General features: G+C 66.5%; 15 protein-coding genes and 4 tRNA genes. 5 read left to right on the top strand and 14 right to left on the bottom strand.

Going from position 1 to position 19,512, the window contains the following annotated elements; all coding sequences use genetic code 11:
• Positions 1–56: 56 nt before the first annotated feature.
• From tuf to V3B25_RS21850, 6 genes are all read right to left on the bottom strand, one after another.
• Positions 57–1,247, bottom strand: a complete 1,191-nt coding sequence (tuf, locus tag V3B25_RS21875; RefSeq protein ID WP_004154360.1) for an elongation factor Tu — start codon at positions 1,245–1,247, stop codon at positions 57–59.
• Between the two features lie 41 nt (positions 1,248–1,288).
• A tRNA-Thr gene (locus V3B25_RS21870) sits at positions 1,289–1,364 on the bottom strand.
• 49 nt (positions 1,365–1,413) lie between these two features.
• A tRNA-Gly gene (locus tag V3B25_RS21865) sits at positions 1,414–1,487 on the bottom strand.
• 24 nt (positions 1,488–1,511) lie between these two features.
• Positions 1,512–1,597: transfer RNA gene (locus tag V3B25_RS21860), tRNA-Tyr, on the bottom strand.
• Positions 1,598–1,734: 137 nt separating this feature from the next.
• A complete protein-coding gene (locus V3B25_RS21855; protein WP_329811538.1) occupies positions 1,735–2,751 on the bottom strand; it encodes an isoaspartyl peptidase/L-asparaginase in 1,017 nt (338 codons plus the stop codon).
• A 105-nt stretch (positions 2,752–2,856) separates the two neighbouring features.
• The gene (locus V3B25_RS21850) at positions 2,857–3,876 is read right to left on the bottom strand and encodes a cyanophycinase (protein WP_032130439.1); all 1,020 of its coding nucleotides are present in this window, start codon (positions 3,874–3,876) and stop codon (positions 2,857–2,859) included.
• 170 nt (positions 3,877–4,046) lie between these two features.
• Here V3B25_RS21850 and V3B25_RS21845 point away from each other — a divergent pair, with 170 nt between their 5' ends.
• Complete coding sequence (locus V3B25_RS21845) at positions 4,047–6,803, top strand: TonB-dependent receptor (protein WP_329811537.1); 2,757 nt, start codon at positions 4,047–4,049, stop codon at positions 6,801–6,803.
• 589 nt (positions 6,804–7,392) lie between these two features.
• Here V3B25_RS21845 and ychF read toward each other — a convergent pair.
• The 8 genes from ychF to V3B25_RS21805 all read right to left on the bottom strand — a co-directional run bounded on the left by ychF (position 7,393) and on the right by V3B25_RS21805 (position 14,385).
• Positions 7,393–8,484 carry a redox-regulated ATPase YchF gene (gene ychF / locus V3B25_RS21840; protein WP_049422893.1) on the bottom strand — a complete coding sequence of 364 codons (1,092 nt, stop codon included), beginning with the start codon at positions 8,482–8,484 and terminating at the stop codon, positions 7,393–7,395.
• Positions 8,485–8,634: 150 nt separating this feature from the next.
• Positions 8,635–9,213, bottom strand: coding sequence for an aminoacyl-tRNA hydrolase (pth, locus tag V3B25_RS21835; RefSeq protein WP_032130433.1), 579 nt, complete (start codon positions 9,211–9,213; stop codon positions 8,635–8,637).
• Positions 9,214–9,261: 48 nt separating this feature from the next.
• The gene (locus V3B25_RS21830) at positions 9,262–9,879 is read right to left on the bottom strand and encodes a 50S ribosomal protein L25/general stress protein Ctc (protein ID WP_005415401.1); all 618 of its coding nucleotides are present in this window, start codon (positions 9,877–9,879) and stop codon (positions 9,262–9,264) included.
• Positions 9,880–9,988: 109 nt separating this feature from the next.
• Entirely contained in the window at positions 9,989–10,948 is a 960-nt protein-coding gene (locus V3B25_RS21825; RefSeq protein ID WP_005415400.1) for a ribose-phosphate diphosphokinase, read from the bottom strand.
• Between the two features lie 141 nt (positions 10,949–11,089).
• A tRNA-Gln gene (locus V3B25_RS21820) sits at positions 11,090–11,166 on the bottom strand.
• A gap of 11 nt (positions 11,167–11,177) precedes the next feature.
• The gene (gene ispE / locus V3B25_RS21815; RefSeq protein WP_100471378.1) at positions 11,178–12,047 is read right to left on the bottom strand and encodes a 4-(cytidine 5'-diphospho)-2-C-methyl-D-erythritol kinase; all 870 of its coding nucleotides are present in this window, start codon (positions 12,045–12,047) and stop codon (positions 11,178–11,180) included.
• The gene (lolB, locus tag V3B25_RS21810; RefSeq protein ID WP_100471377.1) at positions 12,044–12,703 is read right to left on the bottom strand and encodes a lipoprotein insertase outer membrane protein LolB; all 660 of its coding nucleotides are present in this window, start codon (positions 12,701–12,703) and stop codon (positions 12,044–12,046) included. Before lolB ends, ispE begins: the two co-directional genes overlap by 4 nt.
• Entirely contained in the window at positions 12,700–14,385 is a 1,686-nt protein-coding gene (locus tag V3B25_RS21805) for a tetratricopeptide repeat protein (protein ID WP_329811536.1), read from the bottom strand. The genes lolB and V3B25_RS21805 overlap by 4 nt, the downstream gene beginning before the upstream one ends.
• Positions 14,386–14,448: 63 nt before the next feature.
• Between V3B25_RS21805 and hemA the strand changes: the two genes are divergently transcribed.
• The 4 genes from hemA to ppk2 are packed head-to-tail and all read left to right on the top strand — an operon-like array spanning position 14,449 to position 19,333.
• Complete coding sequence (gene hemA / locus V3B25_RS21800) at positions 14,449–15,732, top strand: glutamyl-tRNA reductase (protein ID WP_010481752.1); 1,284 nt, start codon at positions 14,449–14,451, stop codon at positions 15,730–15,732.
• Complete coding sequence (prfA, locus tag V3B25_RS21795) at positions 15,710–16,792, top strand: peptide chain release factor 1 (RefSeq protein WP_010481754.1); 1,083 nt, start codon at positions 15,710–15,712, stop codon at positions 16,790–16,792. The genes hemA and prfA overlap by 23 nt, the downstream gene beginning before the upstream one ends.
• A gap of 5 nt (positions 16,793–16,797) precedes the next feature.
• On the top strand, positions 16,798–18,504 hold the full coding sequence (locus V3B25_RS21790; RefSeq protein ID WP_329811535.1) for a tetratricopeptide repeat protein: 1,707 nt from the start codon (positions 16,798–16,800) through the stop codon (positions 18,502–18,504).
• A 46-nt stretch (positions 18,505–18,550) separates the two neighbouring features.
• Entirely contained in the window at positions 18,551–19,333 is a 783-nt protein-coding gene (gene ppk2, locus V3B25_RS21785) for a polyphosphate kinase 2 (RefSeq protein ID WP_024957330.1), read from the top strand.
• Positions 19,334–19,512: the final 179 nt, after the last annotated feature.

The raw sequence follows: 19,512 nt of genomic DNA, 5'->3' as shown, positions 1-19,512 counted from the left end.
TCCCGGCCCGCCATTCGCGTAACCGGCGGCGCTATGCAACCACCGGTACTGCAGGCTTACTCGATGATCTTCGAGACCACGCCGGCGCCGACGGTACGGCCGCCTTCGCGGATGGCGAAGCGCAGGCCTTCGTCCATTGCCACCGGGTTGATCAGGGTGACGACCATCTTGACGTTGTCACCCGGCATCACCATTTCGACGCCTTCCGGCAGAGCAGCTGCACCGGTGATGTCGGTGGTGCGGAAGTAGAACTGCGGACGGTAGCCGTTGAAGAACGGGGTGTGACGGCCGCCCTCGTCCTTCGACAGGACGTAGACTTCGCCTTCGAACTTGGTGTGCGGCTTGATCGAACCCGGCTTGGCCAGAACCTGGCCACGCTCGACGTCGTCACGCTTGGTGCCGCGCAGCAGCAGGCCAGCGTTGTCGCCTGCCTGACCCTGGTCCAGCAGCTTGCGGAACATTTCAACGCCGGTCACGGTGGTCTTCTGCACCGGACGGATGCCGACGATTTCGATTTCGTCGCCAACCTTGATCACGCCGCGCTCGATACGACCGGTCACCACGGTGCCGCGGCCCGAGATCGAGAACACGTCTTCCACCGGCATCAGGAACGGCTTGTCGATCGCGCGCTCCGGCTCCGGAATCCAGCTGTCCAGGGCATCGACCAGCTTCAGGATGGCCGGAACGCCGATGTCGCTCTGGTCGCCTTCCAGCGCCAGACGGGCCGAACCGGCGATGATCGGGGTGTCGTCGCCCGGGAAGTCGTACTTGCTCAGCAGCTCGCGCACTTCCATTTCGACCAGCTCGAGCAGCTCGGCGTCGTCAACCATGTCGGCCTTGTTCAGGAACACAACGATGTACGGCACGCCGACCTGACGCGACAGCAGGATGTGCTCACGGGTCTGCGGCATCGGGCCGTCAGCGGCCGAGCACACCAGGATCGCGCCGTCCATCTGGGCAGCACCGGTGATCATGTTCTTGACGTAGTCAGCGTGGCCCGGGCAATCGACGTGGGCGTAGTGACGGACCGGGGATTCGTATTCGACGTGCGCGGTCGAGATCGTGATACCACGCGCCTTTTCTTCCGGCGCGGCGTCGATCGAGGAGTAGTCCTTGAACTCGCCACCGAAGCGCTCGGCACCGATCTTGGTCAGTGCGGCGGTCAGCGTGGTCTTGCCGTGGTCGACGTGACCGATGGTGCCGACATTGACGTGCGGCTTGGTGCGCTCGAACTTACCCTTGGCCATGGCTGCTTATCTCGAATTCGTCTGAGAGGTGATGCTTAAGATGGTGCTCACGAAAGGAATCGAACCTTCGACCTCTTCCTTACCAAGGAAGTGCTCTACCGACTGAGCTACGTGAGCCGAGTTTTGCATTATGACATGAACTCGATAATATTCAAAGTTCATTCAATGGAGCGGGAGACGGGAATCGAACCCGCACCATCAGCTTGGAAGGCTGAGGTTCTACCATTGAACTACTCCCGCGCCGGGAATGTCACAACGTGAAACTGGTGGAGGGAGGTGGATTCGAACCACCGAAGGCGTAAGCCAGCAGATTTACAGTCTGCCCCCGTTGGCCGCTTGGGTATCCCTCCTTACCACCCCATTCCGTTGCCGCCGAAGCGTTGCGGTGTGTGGTGGTGAGCCGCTTATTCTGCTGATGGGACGGGGGGCTGTCAACGCTTTTTTCCACTTTTTTCACACGCTGTCGCAAACCTATTGATACGCAAGGTTATTGCCCGGGGACCGGCAGGGTCTCGCTGGCGAAAATTGCGACATGAGGGACGCCGTCGCCGCCGATCCAGCCCCGATACATGCCCTGGGTGTTGAACGGCGTGGCCATTTTTCCGTCTGCGCCGAGCACGATCGCACCACCGTCGCCGCCCATCTGTGGGATCGTCTCGTTGATCACGCCCTTGCCGGCCTGCTCCGGGCTCTGCCCCTGGTAACGCATGCGCGCGCAGATCTCGTGCGCGGCGGCAGTACGGATGTAGTACTCGCCCCAGCCGGTGCCGGACACCGCACATCGCGCGTCAGCCCAGGTACCGGCGCCGATGATCGGCGAATCACCCACGCGCCCATAGCGCTTGTTGGTCATGCCGCCAGTGGAGGTACCGGCGGCCAGGTGCCCCTGTGCATCCAATGCGACCGCACCGACGGTCCCGAAGTGCTTTGCAGTCTCCAGGTCGGCATGCGCCTGGCCACTGGCCTCTTCCTTCAGTGCACGCTGCAGCTGCTGCCAACGCTTCTCCGTACGGAAGTAGGAGGGATCGACCAGAGACATCCCCTGCTCGACCGCGAAGGCTTCGGCGCCCTGCCCGACCATCATCACGTGCCTGGATTTCTGCATCACGGTTTGCGCCAGCAGGATCGGGTTGCGCACCCGTTGCACGCCGGCCACCGCGCCCGCCGCCTGGCTCGCGCCATCCATGACAGCCGCATCCAGCTCGTTATGGCCGTCGTGGGTGAACACCGCGCCCTTGCCGGCGTTGAAGGTGGGATCGTCCTCCAGGACAGTGATCGCAGCGGTGACTGCAGCCAACGCGGGGCGACCCGCCGCCAGCTCCGCATGCCCCTTCAACAGGGCCGTCCGCAGCGCGTCACGTGCGGCCTTTTCCTCGGCCGGCGACAGGTCCTTGCGCTCGACGCCGGCGCCGCCGTGGATGACCAGCAGCGGTGAAGCCGCCGGTGCGGCCTGGGCAAGCATGGGCAGGGACAACAGTGCGGACAGCGCCAGGCGCAGTTTCATCGGGTACGTCTCCAGCAGAACGAGGGAATGGATTGCAGGGTTGTGCCGGCCGCTGGCCGGCAAGGGGCGCATCAGGGAAGGCGAGTTGCCGGCCAGCGACCGGCACTACCGAAGCGTGAACTCAATCTCGCCGTCGCTGACGTCGGCCATCGCCTGGTAATCGGCCTCGGCCTGGAAGTCATCCAGGCGCATGCGGCTGCCGCTGGCGACCACCGTTACAGGCACCGCGTGGAAGCGCAGCGGCTCGCCCTCGACCAGGCGGTCGGCATCGCGGCCGGGGCTGACCACCCAGACCTTGCCCTCGCCGTCAGCGCTGTAGACCTGTGCCTGGCCATCGGGCTCCACGCACAGGGCGGTGTCCTCGTCGACGCCGATGCCGACGATGTCGGGGTCGCCACTGTCCTGCGCGGCGCGCGCCACGAACACGATCAGGCGGCCGAGCCGATCGCGCTTGTCGAAGTGGGTATCGGTGACCACGCGCTGCAGGTAGGGCATCTGCAGGAAGCCACTGTCCATGGTCACCGCACTGCCCATCGGGTCGGCCAGCGCACCGGCGGAGGTGATGCTGCCGCCGTCCATCGCGCCGTAGGCATAGCCACCGAGGATGGCCAGCCCGGCGCTGGTACCGGCAATCGGCTTGCCGGCGCGCACATGGGCATTGAGCGCGCGGTTGAGCGCGGTGCCCTTCCAGAAGCGGATGTAGCGCGACTGGTCACCACCGGCAATGAAGATGGCATCGGCCGCAGCCACCACGCGCAGCACGGCCGGATCGTCGGCGCCGCGGCGGCTGTCGAAGACCAGCGTCTGCACCGCGGTGGTCCCACCGATCTCGCGATAGAGCCGGTCCTGCAGCTCATCGCTACCGGAAGCGCGCAGGATCAGCACGCGGCCGTTGCCGGCCTGCTTCAGCCACCAGTGAAAGGCCTCCGGCACCCATTCGCCACCGCCCATCAGCATCATGGCCGGCGCGCGCGGGCCGGGCCGGGGTGCGTCGAGATCCCCGGCTTCGTAGTAGGCGAAGCCCGGGCCCTGCAGGTCCTGCGCAGGGGCGGCCAACGGCACGGCCAACACCAGCAGCGCCAGCCAGGCGAAGGGGGCACGCAGGGTGCAATGGAGGCGTCGCATCTTGATCTCCCTGAACAAAATCGACTTGCAAGCGTTTTCACTCTTTGCCAGATAGGGACCCAGTAGTCAAGGGCATAAAAAAGGCGTTAAATGCGCGCGCCCATTCCGGAAATCTGAATGGGGGACAGGGCCCCTCCTCTGCGGGCCGGCTTCATTTCCGAGAATTCCTCATGCGTAGAAAGGCGATGGCGTGGTCGATCCAGCTGGCGTTGATGGGCGTGGCTGCTTCCGCGGCAGCCCAGGCACCGGCCTCCTCTTCGGTTCAACAACTGGATGCGGTGCAGGTCACCGGTTCGCGCATTCCGCGCGCCCAGGTGGAAGGCCCCGCCCCGATCACGGTGATCAGCGCCGAGCAGATCCGCTCCAGCGGCTTCACCAGCGTGCCCGACGTGCTGCGCTCGATGACCCAGAACGGCGGTGAGACGCAGAGCCAGCAGTCGTCCAGCGGCGCCGACTTCTCGCCGGGCGCCCAGCAGGTGGACCTGCGCGGGCTGGGCCCGAACCACACGCTGGTGCTGGTCAATGGCCGCCGCATCGCCGACTTCCCGATGCCGTTCAAGGGCCGCAGCAACTTCACCGACGTCTCCAACATCCCGCTGGGCATGATCGAGCGCATCGAAGTGCTGACCGGCAGTGCCTCGGCCATCTACGGTTCGGACGCGATCGCCGGCGTGGTCAACTTCATCCTGAAGAAGAAGGCCGACGGCACCACCGTCGACATGCGCATGGGCACCACCAGCGAAGGCGGTGGCGAGTCGTTCGACATGAGCCTGGCCAGTGGCTTCAGCCGTGGCAACTTCAACGCCGTGTACAGCGTTGAACTGCAGTCGCAGACCCCGCTGTGGGCGTACGAGCGCGATATCCAGGATTCGACCCAGGACGCACCGACTGAACGTACGCGTGCCGCTCGTCGCGCCTATCTGCGCACGGACTACAACGACGCCTACCTGGACCCAGGCGCAGCGACCTGCGAAGCGCTGGCCGGGCAGAACCAGGGCAGTACTTACCATGCCTACCGGCCGCGCTCCGGCTGGTACTGTGGCAGCGATACGTCAATCGGCTACGGCACCATCCTCAGCAAGCGCCGCGGCGCCAATGGCTACGCCTCGCTGAGCTACGACTTCGACAACGGCCAGCAGTGGTTCGCCGACGTGCAGCTGGGTTATCACACGATGTCGCTGATGCGCGATGTGACGTCCTGGGGCTACATGAGCTCAGACGGCAATGAAGCGGGCTATTTCAGAAACATTGCCAGCACGGAGGCCGATCAACAGATCGAATCCTGGAACCGCCAGTTTTCGCCGGAGGAAATGGGCGGCCTGCGCAACGGCATGGTGCGCAGCACGCAGAAGACCTTCAGCGTGACCACTGGCTTCAAGGGCAATCTGACCGGCAACTGGGACTACGAGGCCGCGCTGAGCCATTCGCAGTACCAGTCGCGGATCAGCTGGGCGAAGATCATCGCCGCTAAGGCCAATGACCTGTTCCTGGGCCCGCAGTTGGGCGATTACACCGATGACGAAGGCAACGTATTCCCGATTTTCAACGCCGACCCGTCGCGCCTGTACCGGCCGCTGACCCGCGCCGAGTACGATTCGATCGCGGCGCGCACCACCTACACCCCGAAGTCGCGCACCGAGACGGCTGCGTTCACGCTGACCAATTCCGCGCTGTTCGGCCTGCCGGGCGGTGATGCCGGCTTCGCCGCGACCGTGGAAGTGGGCCAGCAGGCGTACTCGCTCAATCCCGATCCGCTCGCGACCCAGTACTACTACTACAGCTGGAAGGATTCGGACGGCAACGGTTCGCGCAACCGCTGGGCCACAGCGGCCGAACTGCGCATGCCCCTGCACGAGACGGTCAACCTGAGCGTGGCAGGCCGCTACGACCAGTACCGTTATTCCGGCCACACCATCGGCAAGGCAACCTGGAGCGGCGGCCTGGAATGGCGCCCGATCGACACGCTTCTGGTCCGCGGTTCGTATGGCACCGCGTTCCGCGCACCGGACCTGCACTACGTGTTCGCCGGCCCGGGCAACGACGAGACTGACGTAGTGGATCTGTACGACTGTCGCGCCAATGGTACCGAATGCGACGAAGACGTCAGCATCATCCGCAGCCGCACCGGCAATCGCCAGCTCGACCCGGAAACCAGCACCTCGTGGAGTGCCGGCTTCGTCTGGTCGCCGGCAATCGGCCTGGATCTGTCGGTGGACTGGTTCGACATCGACATGCGCAAGCAGGTGCAGGACATGGACGTGCGCACGATCCTGGCCAGCGAAGCGAACTGCCGCCTCGGCAGTGCCGACATCAACTCGCCGACCTGCGTGGACGCGCTCGACCGCATCACCCGCACCAGTGATGGCCGCCTGTACGGCGTGCGTGTCGCCCCGATCAACGTCGCCCGCGAATCCACCTCCGGCATCGACATCGGCTTGCGTTACCGCCTGCAGACCGGTATCGGCGACTTCATCCTCAACGGCACCCACACCTGGGTGAAGAAGCACGACTTCCAGCGCTACCCCGGCGACCCCGTCGAAGATCAGTTCGCGGTCAACAGCGGTTTCGATATTCCACGCACCAAAACCAGCCTGAGCGTGACCTGGGAGAAGGCTGCGTGGTCGGCGACAGTCTACGGTTCACGACTTGGCAAGCTGCCAACCTATGACAGCTACGGCCAGACCTTCGACTGGGACAGCGGTGACAGCCCGTACATCAAGGCAACCTACCGCTACAACGCGTCGCTGCAGTACCGCTTCGACGACCACTCGCGCCTGTCGCTGTCGGTGGTCAACGTGTTCAACAAGATGCCGCCGAAGGACGCCACGTACACCGCGTATCCGTACTACGACGTGTCCTGGTTCGACAGCGTCGGCCGCACCATCAACCTGCAGTACACCCACAAGTTCGGTGGCAGCGCGCTGTAAGGCACGCCGCATTGCAGAACGTGGACGACAGGGCCCGCCATTGGCGGGCCTTGTTGTTTGGGAACCTGGCTCTGGTAGATGCCCACCTTGGTGGGCACTGATCTGCCACGCGCCCACCAAGGTGGGCGACTACCAGAGCGGGCCACGCGGGTTTTCCACACCGCGCGTGGAAAGCGATGGGAACTTGGTGTGGACAAGTGGCCGCGAGGCTTGCAGTGCGGGCGTTTCCGGACGTGGTGATTTTTTGCCCATGCCCTTCGATTGTTTTCCACACCGGACGTGGAGAGCGATGGGAACTTGGTGTGGACAAGTGGGCGCGAGCATTGCAGCGCAGGCGTTTCGAAGCGTGGTGAAATTCTGTCCACTGTCCGACTGCACTGATCGGGGTCGGAGCCCTTTCCCGTGGAAAGGGATCCGCCCCCATGGTTTTCCACATCCGGCGTGGAAAGCGATGGGAGTTTGCTGTGGACAAGTGCCGGCAAACGTCGCACCGCAAGCGTTTCGCAGCCTGGTGCTTTTTTGTCCATCACCGGAAACGCGAACGCCCCGCACAAGGCGGGGCGTCCGGTGTCGATCCGTTGCTGCTGGATCAAACGTTGAAGCGGAAGTGCAGCACGTCGCCTTCCTGCACACGGTATTCCTTGCCTTCCAGGCGCAGGCGACCGGCTTCCTTGGCGCCGGCTTCGCCCTTGTACTTGATGAAGTCGTCATACGCGATGGTTTCAGCGCGGATGAAGCCCTTCTCGAAGTCGGTGTGGATGACCGCCGCGGCCTGCGGGGCGGTGGCGCCCTTGCGCACGGTCCACGCGCGGACTTCCTTCACGCCAGCGGTGAAGTAGGTCTGCAGGCCGAGCAGGCTGTAGGCCGCGTTGATCACGCGGTTCAGGCCCGGCTCGCTCAGGCCCAGATCGGCCAGGAAGGTATCGCGGTCTTCGTCATCGAGCTGGGACAGCTCCTCTTCGATCGCGGCCGACACCGGCACCACCTGCGCGCCTTCGGCGGCAGCATGCGCACGCACGGCTTCCAGGTGCGGGTTGTTGTCGAAACCGTCTTCCAGCACGTTGGCGATGTACATCACCGGCTTCAGGGTCAGCAGGAACAGATCGCGCACCAGCGCCTTCTCTTCCTCATCCAGGCCAACCGAACGGCCGGACTTGCCGTCGGACAGCGCCGCCTGCAGCTTGGCCAGCACCGGCTTGCGCGCCGCGGCGTCCTTGTCACCACCCTTGGCCGCACGCTCGGCACGGTTCAGCGCCTTCTCGACGCTGTCCAGGTCGGCCAGCGCCAGCTCGGTATCGATGGTTTCGATGTCCGAGATCGGGTCGACCTTGTTGTTGACGTGGATGACGTCGGCGTTCTCGAAGCAGCGCACCACGTGGGTGATCGCATCGACTTCGCGGATGTGCGCCAGGAACTTGTTGCCCAGGCCTTCACCGCTGGCGGCACCGGCCACCAGGCCGGCGATGTCGACGAATTCGACTGCGGTCGGGATGACCTTCTGCGGGTTGATGATCGCTGCCAGCTCGTTCAGGCGCGGATCCGGCACCGGCACGATGCCGACGTTCGGTTCGATGGTGCAGAACGGGAAGTTCGCCGCGGCGATACCCGCCTTGGTCAGCGCATTGAACAGGGTCGACTTGCCGACGTTGGGCAGGCCGACGATGCCGCATTTGATACCCATGGGTGACAGCTCTCTGGGGTGAAAGTGATTGGTGAAACAGCGCGCGCGCTGCTTGGCCAATCCATCTCGGCGTTCAACATCTGCCAACCAAGGTTGGCAACTACCGGGCCGGTTGATGCCCGTTGCCGACCAGCGGTCGGTACCTACCGCTTATTTCGGGGTGTGCAGCCGCTTCATCGCTTCGCTGAAATCGCCCTGCACTGCCAGCGGCATCACATCGATGGCATCGTCGATGGCGCGAGAAATCAGTACTTCATCGTCCTTGGAAGGGCGTCCCAGCACCCAACCCACCACGCGGTCCTTGTGGCCGGGGTGGCCGATGCCCACGCGCAGGCGATGGAACTTTCCGTGGCCGAGCAGGCGGATGGTGTCGCGCAGGCCGTTCTGGCCACCGTGGCCACCGTCGAACTTCAGCCGCGCCACGCCGGGCGCCAGGTCCAGTTCGTCGTGGGCCAGCAGGGTTTCTTCCGGCTCGATCTTCCAGAACCGCTGTGCGGCGGTGACCGACTTGCCGCTGAGGTTCATGAAGGTGGCGGGCTTGAGCAGCCACACCGTCTGCCCGGCGATCTCGACCTTGGCGGTCTCACCGAACAGCTTGCTGTCCACATTCCATCGTGCACCGGCTTTTTCCGCCAGGGCCTCAACGAAATGAAACCCGGCATTGTGCCGGGTCCGGGCGTGTTCCGATCCGGGGTTGCCCAGACCGACGATCAGTCGCAGTCCTGCCATGGTTCCTTCCAATACGGTGCCTGCCCGGAGGCAGGCACCGTAGCGGTATTACTCGGCGGCAGCCGCTTCTTCGTCAGCCGCGTCGGCCTTGCCGGCCTTGGCGGTGACGATGGCGTCGTCGTGGTCCTTGCCCAGCGCCAGGGCCGGGATTTCCACGCCCTTCGGCAGCTTGATGTCGGACAGGTACACCACGTCACCGGCCTTCAGTTCGCCCAGGTCGACTTCGATCGACTCCGGCAGGTCCTTCGGCAGGCAGGTGATGGTCACTTCCTTCAGTTCGTGGGTGACCACGACGTCGGCAGCCTTGCCGGCCGGCGAGGTGTCTTCGTTGACAAAGTGCAGCGGGACCGAAGCGGTCAGGGCTTCGTTCTCGTTCACGCGCTGGAAGTCCAGGTGCATGATCAGCTGCTTGTACGGGTGGCGCTGCATGTCACGCAGCAGGACCTTCTGCACCTGGCCATCCAGGTTCAGGTCCAGGATCGAGGCATAGAACCACTCGTTCTGCTGGGCCAGCCAGATTTCGTTGTGGTCCAGGCTGATGGCGACCGGCTCGGCGTTGCCGCCGTACACGATGGCCGGGATCACACCGGCGTGACGCAGGCGGCGGCTCGCACCCTTACGCTGCAGTTCACGCTTGGTGACCTTGATTTCATGGGTCTTCGACATTTTCGACTACTCAGGTTGTTGCCGCGCCCTGCGGCGTGGCGGTTGAAGATGCTTCCGCGACCAGAAGCATCCGGGTATGCCCCCGCCGTTGCCGGCAGGGGCGAAGAACTCAGTCGACGTACAGCGAGCTGACCGACTCGCCGAAGGCGATGCGGCGCATCGTTTCGGCCAGCATTTCCGCCACGCTCAGCTGGCGGATCTTGCTGCACACCCGCGCCGCGTCCTTCAGCGGGATGGTGTCGGTCACCACCAGCTCGTCGAGCTGGGAATTGGTGATGTTGTCCACCGCCGGGCCCGACAGCACCGCGTGGGTGCAGTAGGCGGCGACCTTGAGCGCACCGCGCGCCTTCAGGGCAGCAGCAGCGGCGCACAGGGTGCCGGCGGTGTCGACGATGTCATCGACCATCACGCAGGTCTTGCCTTCGACGTCACCGATGATGTTCATCACGGTGGAGACGTTGGCGCGCGGGCGGCGCTTGTCGATGATCGCCAGGTCGGCGTCATCCAGGCGCTTGGCCACCGCACGGGCGCGGACCACGCCGCCCACGTCCGGCGAGACAACAATCAGGTTCTCGGTGCCGTAGGCACGCCAGATGTCGGCCAGCAGCAGCGGGGACGCATACACGTTGTCCACCGGAATATCGAAGAAGCCCTGGATCTGGTCGGCGTGCAGGTCGACGGTCAGCACGCGATCAGCGCCAGCGGTGCTGAACATCTTCGCCGCCAGCTTGGCGGTGATCGGCACGCGCGAGGAACGCATGCGGCGATCCTGCCGCGAGTAACCGAAGTACGGCACCACGGCGGTCACGCTGGCCACCGATGCGCGCTTGAGCGCGTCGATCAGCACCAGCAGTTCCATCAGGTTTTCCGCGCTCGGCGCGCAGGTCGGCTGGATCACGAACACGTCCTGCTTGCGGACGTTCTCTTCGATTTCCACCTGCACTTCACCATCGGAGAAGTGCGAGACCAGCGCCTTGCCCGGGCGAACCCCCAGTTCCTTGCAGATGTTCTGCGCCAGACGTTTGTTGGCGTTGCCGGAAAAGACCAGCAGGTTCGGGGACTCTTGCATCATGATTGTCTCGGGCGGGGACGAGTGGCGGGGATCCGGAGTCGGCAAGGACCCTGATGGACCCTTGCTGCTGACAACACCGCGGTTGTTTCCACGTCCCGCGCGGGCGATGCGCTGGGAAGGCGCGGACACAGCCGCTATTGGCAGGGGCGGTAGGATTCGAACCTACGAATGCCAGGATCAAAACCTGGTGCCTTGGGCCTCTTGGCGACGCCCCTGCATTGATGAATCAGTGTTGCTCGAGTGCATCCAGCAGTGGCGAACGCGCAACGCCCGCTGCCACCCTTGCCCGCAACTCCTTCGGCAATTTCGACCGTCCCTGCTCTGCAGCAGACTGCGACGCGAATTCGACGAAACAACCACTTCCCGAACCGGTCAGCCGCGCCGCGCCGATGTCGCTCAACGCAGCAAGCGCCGCCTCGACGGCAGGCTCACGGCGGCGCAGCACCGGTTCGAACGCGTTCCCGACCAGGGTCCCGGAAGCGAAGTCCTCTATTTTCGCCACTGGGCTGTCGCGCGTCAAATCCGGGTCTGCAAACAGGGCCGGCGTGGGAACATGAACACCCGGTTCAACCACCACATACCAGGCCGGTTCCAGCACGATCGGCTGCAGCTGCTCGCCCACCCCTTCGGCCCAGGCATTGCGGCCACGCACGAACACCGGCACGTCGGCGCCCAGGCGCAGGCCCAGCGCCGCCAGGGCATCCTCATCCAGGCCGGCCTGCCACAGCCGGTTCAGCACCACCAGCACGGTGGCCGCATCGGACGAACCGCCACCGAAGCCACCACCGGCGGGAACATGCTTTTCAACGATGATGTCCGCACCTTGCGTGACATTCGCCACTTCCTTCAGCAGGCGGGCCGCCCGTACCGCCAGATCGTCTGCCTCGGCTACGCCGGCCAGGCCCTCGCCCTGCCGGCGCACCTGACCGTCTTCACGCAGGCGCAGGCCGATGCGGTCCCCCCAGTCCAACAGGCGGAACACGGTCTGCAGCTCGTGATAGCCGTCGGCCCGGCGGCCGGTGATGTGCAGGAACAGGTTCAGCTTGGCCGGGGCCGGCCACCAGGACCAGCCCGCGTCGTCGACTGCCCCGCTCATGGACTGCCCTGCCCCCACTGGTCCACCAGCAGGCGCACCTTGGCGTCGCCAGTGCTGGCCTCGATCCGGCGCGGCAGCGCCGGCCGGCCGGCTTCGGCGGGGTACCAGTCCAGGTACTGCACCTGCCAGCCCATCTGCTGCATGCGACGCGGCCGGCCTTCACCGTCGCGCTCGACCGTCTCGGGGCCGGCAGCATCGCCGGCCACCAGGCCACGGATCCACTCCGGCAGCTGGTTGACCGGAATGTCCCAGCCAGTCGCTTCCAGCAGCAGCTGCTGGGCGTCCTCGCCGTCACGCGGCCCGCCGGCCAGCCCTTCCAGGCGACCGGCCTCGGAATGGGTATCGCCGGTCAGCTTCCAGCTCTGCCGGGTCACCGGCGCGCTCAGTTCGACCACATAACGGCGCCCGTCCTGCTTCCAGTCGATGCGACCGCTGCCGCCGTCCTTGCCCTTGCTGACCGCCACCCGGCCCTGGAAGGCCCAGTCCGGCTGTGCGCGCAGGGCCGCTACGCGCGCCGCCTCGGCCTGCGCCGCTTCGGCCGAGACCGTCTCGACAACCGCCGGTGGCGCGGTCTTCTGCGTACCCACGCTGGTACAGGCGGTGACCGCCAGGGCCACGGCCGCCAACAACAGCGGCCGGATCAGGGAAACACTCATGGATTGAATTTCTCGCGGGCGCGCAGCAGCGCGCGGTTTTCAGGGTCGAGCTTGGCCGCTTCGTCGAAGAAGTGGCGGGCCTCGTCATGCTTGCCCAGCACCCACAGCACTTCACCGACGTGGGCGGCGATCTCCGGGTCCTTGGCCAGGGTCCAGGCCCGGCGCAGCTGCACCAGTGCTTCGTCCTTGCGGCCCAGGCGATACAGCACCCAGCCATAGCTGTCGACGATGGCGGCGTTGTCCGGCTCGGCCACGCGGGCGCGGTCGATCAGCTCCAGCGCCTCCTGCAGGCGGCCGGTGCGATCGGCCAGGGTGTAGCCCAGCGCGTTCAGCGCCGGCACGTTCTCCGGGTCGGTCACCAGGATCTTGCGCAGGTCGGCCTCGGCGCGCGGGATGTCGTCGCGGCGCTCCCAGGTGAGCGCGCGGGCGTACAGCAGGCCGTTGTCGTCCGGGTAGGCGGCCAGGCCGCGGGCCAATGCATCCAGTTCGCCGGCACTGTCGTCGCCGCGCTGGCGCAGCTCGGCCTCCAGCAGGTAGGCGTCGCGGCGTACATCGTCATCGACCACCGCATCAGACTGGATCGCGTGCACTTCCTCCAGCGCCAGCGGCAGGCGCCCGGCCAGGGCCTGGGCATTGGCCGCGCGCAGGCGCGCTTCGCTCAGTTCATCGCCACCGGGCACGCTGTGGTACCACTGCACCGCCTCGGGGTAACGCTTGAGGTACTCGGCGATCTTGCCCAGCAGCAGGCGCTGCGCCGGGTCCGGCTTGGCGGCCTGCCGCGACAGTTCGTTGTAGAGATTGGAAAGCGCGGCCTTGTCGCCCTGCTTGGCCAGCAGCGAGGCGCGCATGCCCCAGGTCTGCACGTCCTGCGGGCCGAACGCCAGCACGCGCTCGGCGGCGGACGGCTGGCCGAGACTGTCATAGGCAATGGCCACCGCATTGCGCAGTTCCGGGTCCTGGCGGGTCTTCGGCTCCACATCGTGCAGCAGCGACAACGCCTTGCCGGTCTCGCCCGCCTGTTGCAGCTGGCTGGCACGCAGCAGCGCCACACGTGGCTCTTCCGGGAAGCGCTTGACCACTTCATCGATCATGCGCCGGGCCAGCTCGGGCTTTTCCATGCGCAGGGCAAGGCGGCCAAACTCCTGCCAGGCTTCGATCTTCGGCGGAATGGCATTGGCGTCGACCAGCTCACCCAGCACCTGCGCGGGCACCGCTGGATCACGGCCGCCACCGATCAGTGCGGCCAGGGCGAACTTCCAGCCGCGCTCGTCGGGGTCGGCCAGCAGGCCCTGCAGTTCGGTGCGGGCAGCCTTCACATCGCCCTGGCGCATGGCCAGCGCACCGGCCGCACTGCGCATGGTCAACGAGCGCGGGGCGCGCTGCTGCCACAGTGCCAGGCCTTTGGCGGCGCTCGCATCATCGTTGGCGAGCATGGAAATGCGGGTCGCGCGCTCGGCCAGGCCGGCGTCGCCGTCGGTCTGCTGGGCCGCCTGCAGGTACCAGCGCGCGGCCTCGGCCAGCTTGCCGGCCTGCAGGGCGAACTCACCGGCCATCACCGGTTCCAGCGCCAGTTCCTCAGTGGCCGCGGCCCGCACGGGGGCCTTGGCCGGCACCGCTGCCAGGGCCTGGACACAGGCCAGGGACAGCAGCAGAACACTGGGGATGCGAATCAATGCGGGCATCGTCGGCATCGGGGCCTTAAAATGTCGTCCAATGGCCAGCAGCTTATCGCAAGCAACTGAACAATGACCCTGTGGGTGCTCGGACTGAATCACCAGACCGCACCGGTGGAGCTGCGCGAGCGCGCGGCCTTCGCCGGTGAGGCGTTGCCGCGTGCGCTGGGCTCGCTGCGCGATACCCCGCAGATCGCCGAGGCGGTGCTGCTGTCCACCTGCAACCGCACCGAGCTGTACGCCGTGGCCGATTCGGCACAGGCGCTGGACCAGTGGCTGCACACCCAGGCCGGCGACCTGCAGGGCTACCTGTACCAGCACGCCGACGCCGAGGCCGTGCGTCACCTGTTCCGGGTCGCCACCGGGCTGGACTCGATGGTGCTGGGTGAACCGCAGATCCTCGGCCAGGTGAAGGATGCCTGGTCGACCGCGCGCGACCATGGCCTGCTCGGCCAACGCCTGGACCGCCTGTTCCAGCAGACCTTCTCGGTGGCCAAGCGTGCGCGCACCGATACCCAGGTCGGCGCCAACCCGGTATCGGTGGCGTCGGCTGCGGTGCGCCTGGCGCAGAACGCGTTCGCGCGGCTGGACGATTCCACCGTACTGCTGGTCGGTGCCGGCGAGACCATCGAACTGGCTGCACGGCACCTGAGCGAAGGCAAGGTACGCCGGCTGCTGATCGCCAACCGCACCCTCGCCCACGCGCAGGAACTGGCCAGCCGACATGGTGGCGTGGCGCTGCCGCTGACCGAACTGGACCGCCACCTGGGTGAGGCCGACGTGGTGTTCTCGGCCACCGCTGCGCGCGAACCGGTGATCCATCGCGAAATGGTGGCCAAGGCCCTGCGCGCGCGCCGGCACAAGCCGATGCTGCTGTTCGACCTGGCCGTACCGCGCGACATCGAGGCCGAGGTCGGCACGCTCAACGACGCCTTCCTCTACACCGTAGACGACCTCGAACGCGCGGTGGAAGACAACCGCCGTGGCCGCCGCGAGGCCGCCGCCGAAGCCGAGGCGATCATCGACCTGCAGGTGTCGCGCTTCGTCGAGACCCAGCAGGCCAGCGCCCACCAGGCGCCGCTGCGGCAGCTGCGCGCGTTCGGCGAAGCCACCCGTGCCGAGCTGCTGGAGCGCGCACGCCAGCAACTGGCCAACGGCAAGCCGGCCGACGAAGTGCTGGAGCTGCTTGCCCACGGCCTGACCAACCGCCTGCTGCATCCGCCGACCGCCGCCCTGCGTGCGGCCGCGCTGAGTGGCGATGCCGACCTGACCCGCGCCGCCGAGCGCCTGTTCCCGGCCACGCCGGGTTACCGCCACCCACCCGTGAGACCCGATGACGCCGACCCTGCGCCGTAAGCTGGAAGCGCTGGCCGAGCGCCGCGAAGAACTGGAACGCCTGCTCGCCGAACCCGATGTGGTCGCCGACAACACTCGTTTCCGCGACCTTTCGCGCGAATTCGCCCAACTTGAACCGATCGCCATCGCCCTGGCCGATGAAGCCCGTGCCAAGGCCGATCTGGCCGCCGCCGAAGGCATGCGCGCCGACCCGGACCTGCGCGAGCTGGCCGATGAGGAAATCGCTGCTGCACAGGCGCGCCTGCAGGAACTGGAGCAGGAGCTGGCGCTGCTGCTGGTGCCGCGCGACCCGCGTGACGAAGGCAACCTGTTCCTGGAAGTGCGCGCCGGTACCGGCGGCGACGAGGCCGCGATCTTTGCCGGCGACCTGTTCCGCATGTACGCCCGCTACGCCGAGCGCCAGGGCTGGAAGGTCGAGATCGAATCGGACAGCCCGGGCGAGCATGGCGGCTACAAGGAAGTGGTGGCGCGCGTGGTCGGGCGTGGCGCGTTCTCGCGCCTGAAGTTCGAATCGGGCACGCACCGCGTGCAGCGCGTGCCGGCCACCGAATCGCAGGGCCGCATCCATACCTCGGCGGCCACCGTGGCGATCATTCCCGAGGCCGATGAGGTCGATGACATCGTCATCAACCCGGCCGACCTGAAGGTGGATACGTTTCGTTCGTCCGGTGCCGGCGGCCAGCACGTCAACAAGACCGAATCGGCCATCCGCATCACCCACGTGCCGACCGGCGTGGTGGTGGAATGCCAGACCGAGCGCAGCCAGCACGCCAACCGCGACAAGGCGATGAAGCGCCTGAAGGCACAGCTGCTCGATGCCGAGCGCCAGCGCCAGGACGCGGCGCAGGCCGAGTCGCGGCGCCTGCAGGTGGGCAGCGGTGACCGCAGCCAGCGCATCCGCACCTACAACTTCCCGCAGGGCCGGATCACCGACCACCGCGTGGAAGGCCTGACCCTGTACGACCTGCCCAACGTGCTGGCCGGCGACCTCGACCCGCTGCTGCAGCGGCTCAGCCACGAGCACCAGGTCGACGCCCTGGCCCAGTTGTCGGCGGGCTGAGTCGCATGTCGGCCTGGCAGCAGCGGCAGCACCTGCAACAGGCGATTGCACGCCAGCCGGGCGACTTCGTCGCCTGGGTGATGCTGGCGGACCTGGAACTGGAAGCCGGCGACATCGCCGCCGGCGAGCAGGCCGCGCGCCGTGCACTGCAGCTGCGCCCGAACCACCCTGAAGCGCTGGCGCGGCTGGGCCGCGTGGCCTGGATGGCCGGCGCGCATGCCGATGCGGCGAAACTGCTCGGCCAGGCCTCGGCGTTGGCCCCGCAGCACCCGGGCATTGCCCTGTGGCTGGGCCATGCGCTGGAAGATGCCGATGATGCCGAAGGCGCGGCGGCAGCCTATCGCCGTGCGCATGCACTGATGCCGGGCGAACCCTATATCGCCGCCCAGCGCCTGGCCTGGCAGCGTCGCCTGTGCGACTGGCAGGACGTGGACGCGCTGGCGGCACAGGTACGTGGTGCACTTGCCTCTGGGCAGGGCGTGGTCGAACCGTTCGCGTTCCTCAGCGAAGATGCCAGCGCAGCCGAGCAGTTGGCCTGCGCGCGTGCCCGTGCATCCGCCGTTGCCACTTCAGTGCGGCCGTTGCCGCCAGTGAAGGTGCGTTCCCAGGGCCCGCTGCGGGTCGGCTTCCTTTCCAATGGTTTCGGCGCGCATCCCACCGGATTGTTGACCGTGGCCCTGTTCGAGCAGTTGCGTCGTGACCCGGCGTTGCAGCTGCACCTGTTCGCGTTGAACCACGATGACGGCAGCCGCATCCGCCAGCGCCTGCAGGTGGCCACGCAGCTGCATGATGTGGCCGCACTGCGCCATGCAGACACTGCTGCACGCATCCGCGCACAGGGCATCGACCTGCTGTTCGACCTGCGCGGCTGGGGCGGCGGCGGTACGCCGGAAGTGCTGGCGATGCGCCCTGCCCCGCTGCAGTTGAACTGGCTGGCCTATCCCGGCACGTCCGGTGCGCCGTGGATGGATGCGGTGATCGGCGACAGCTTCGTTCTGCCGCCGTCACTGGAACCCCACTACAGCGAGCGCGTACTGCGCCTGCCGCGTGCGTTCCAGCCCTCGGACAACACCCGCTTGCTGGAACCGGCACCGTCCCGGGCCGAGTGCGGCCTGCCCGAACAGGGCGTGGTGTTCTGCTGCTTCAACAACAGCTACAAGCTCAATCCACGCAGCATGGGCCGCGCGTTCGCGGTGCTGCAGGCGGTGCCCGGCAGCGTACTGTGGCTGCTGTCCGGTCCCGGCCAGGCCGACGCGCGCCTGCGCAGCGCCGCACAGGCCGCTGGCCTGGATCCGGCACGCCTGGTGTTCATGGCCAAGCTGCCACATCCGCAGTACCTGGCTCGCTATCCGCTGGCCGACCTGTTCCTCGACACGCATCCGTACAACGCGCACACCACCGCGTCCGACGCACTATGGGCCGGCTGCCCGGTGCTGACCTGCCCCGGCGACACCTTCGCCGCGCGCGTGGCCGGCAGCCTCAATCACCATCTGGGGCTGGCACGGATGAATGTCGCCGACGATGCGGCATTCATCGCCACCGCCAGCGCGCTGGGCAACGACCCGGCAGCACTGGCAGCGTTGCACGCCGAGCTGGCGCAGGCACGCGAGCGCAGTGGATTGTTCGACATGGCCAGCTTCGCCCGCGACCTGTCGGCGCTGCTGCAGCGACTGGCCGGCGAGCATGGCTGGCAGGGCCTCGACATCGCCTGAGCGATCCCTGCGCTACGCTCGGGCTCCCTCCCCGCGTGGTGTGATGATGGCCAAGCTCAAGCGCAAGGACTACGACGAACTGCTGCTGCCGCTGCAGCTGGAACTGACCGCGATGGCGCGCTGGGTGCAGCACAGCGGGCAACGCCTGCTGGTGCTGTTCGAAGGCCGAGATACCGCAGGCAAAGGCGGCGCGATCCAGGCCATCAGCCAGCACCTCAACCCTCGTCAATGCCGGGTGGTGGCACTGCCCAAGCCGACCGACCGCGAAGCCACGCAGTGGTATTTCCAGCGCTACGCCTCGCACCTTCCGGCCGCCGGCGAGATCGTGCTGATGGACCGCAGCTGGTACAACCGTGCCGGCGTGGAGCGGGTGATGGGTTACTGCAGCGAAACCGAGTACCAGCAGTTCCTGCATCAGGCGCCGGTATTCGAGCAACTGCTGGTGGACGACGGCATCCTGCTGTTCAAGTACTGGCTGTGCGTGGATCAGGAACAGCAGGAAAAACGCTTCGCCGAGCGCCACCTCGATCCGCTGAAGGGCTGGAAGCTCTCCCCGGTGGACCTGAAATCCCGCAGCAAGTACAGCGCCTACACCGAGGCCCGCGAGGCGATGCTGCGCGCGACGCATCGCGAGGCAGCACCGTGGACGCTGGTGGATTTCAACGACCAGCGGTTGGGTCGGCTGACGCTGGTGCGCAACCTGCTGGACCGGTTGCCGGACACCCGGGTGGATGCACCGTTGCCGGAGCTGCCGAAGCTGAAGGGCAAGCTGCATCGCGAGCACTACGATGTACTGAAGCCGATCGAGGACTTCCCGGTCGAAGATTAGGGTGGGTCGGCAGGGCTGCGCCCTGCACCTTCAGAGGCCAGAGCAACAGCGGGTATTCCGTCGGGTGGTGGGGCGGTGTCGGAGTGCGGGGACGCCGCAAGTACGTCCATGTAGGCTTGGCAGCCGCATCCATGCGGCGGACACCCCGCACTCCGGGACCGGCCCCCCGCGGGCAGATC

Origin of the sequence: Stenotrophomonas sp. SMYL8 (assembly GCF_036320065.1) — a bacterium.
GTDB lineage: Bacteria > Pseudomonadota > Gammaproteobacteria > Xanthomonadales > Xanthomonadaceae > Stenotrophomonas > Stenotrophomonas maltophilia_A.
The sequence above is the reverse complement of the archived record's forward strand: the minus strand, read 5'-3'. Positions and strand labels throughout refer to the sequence as shown.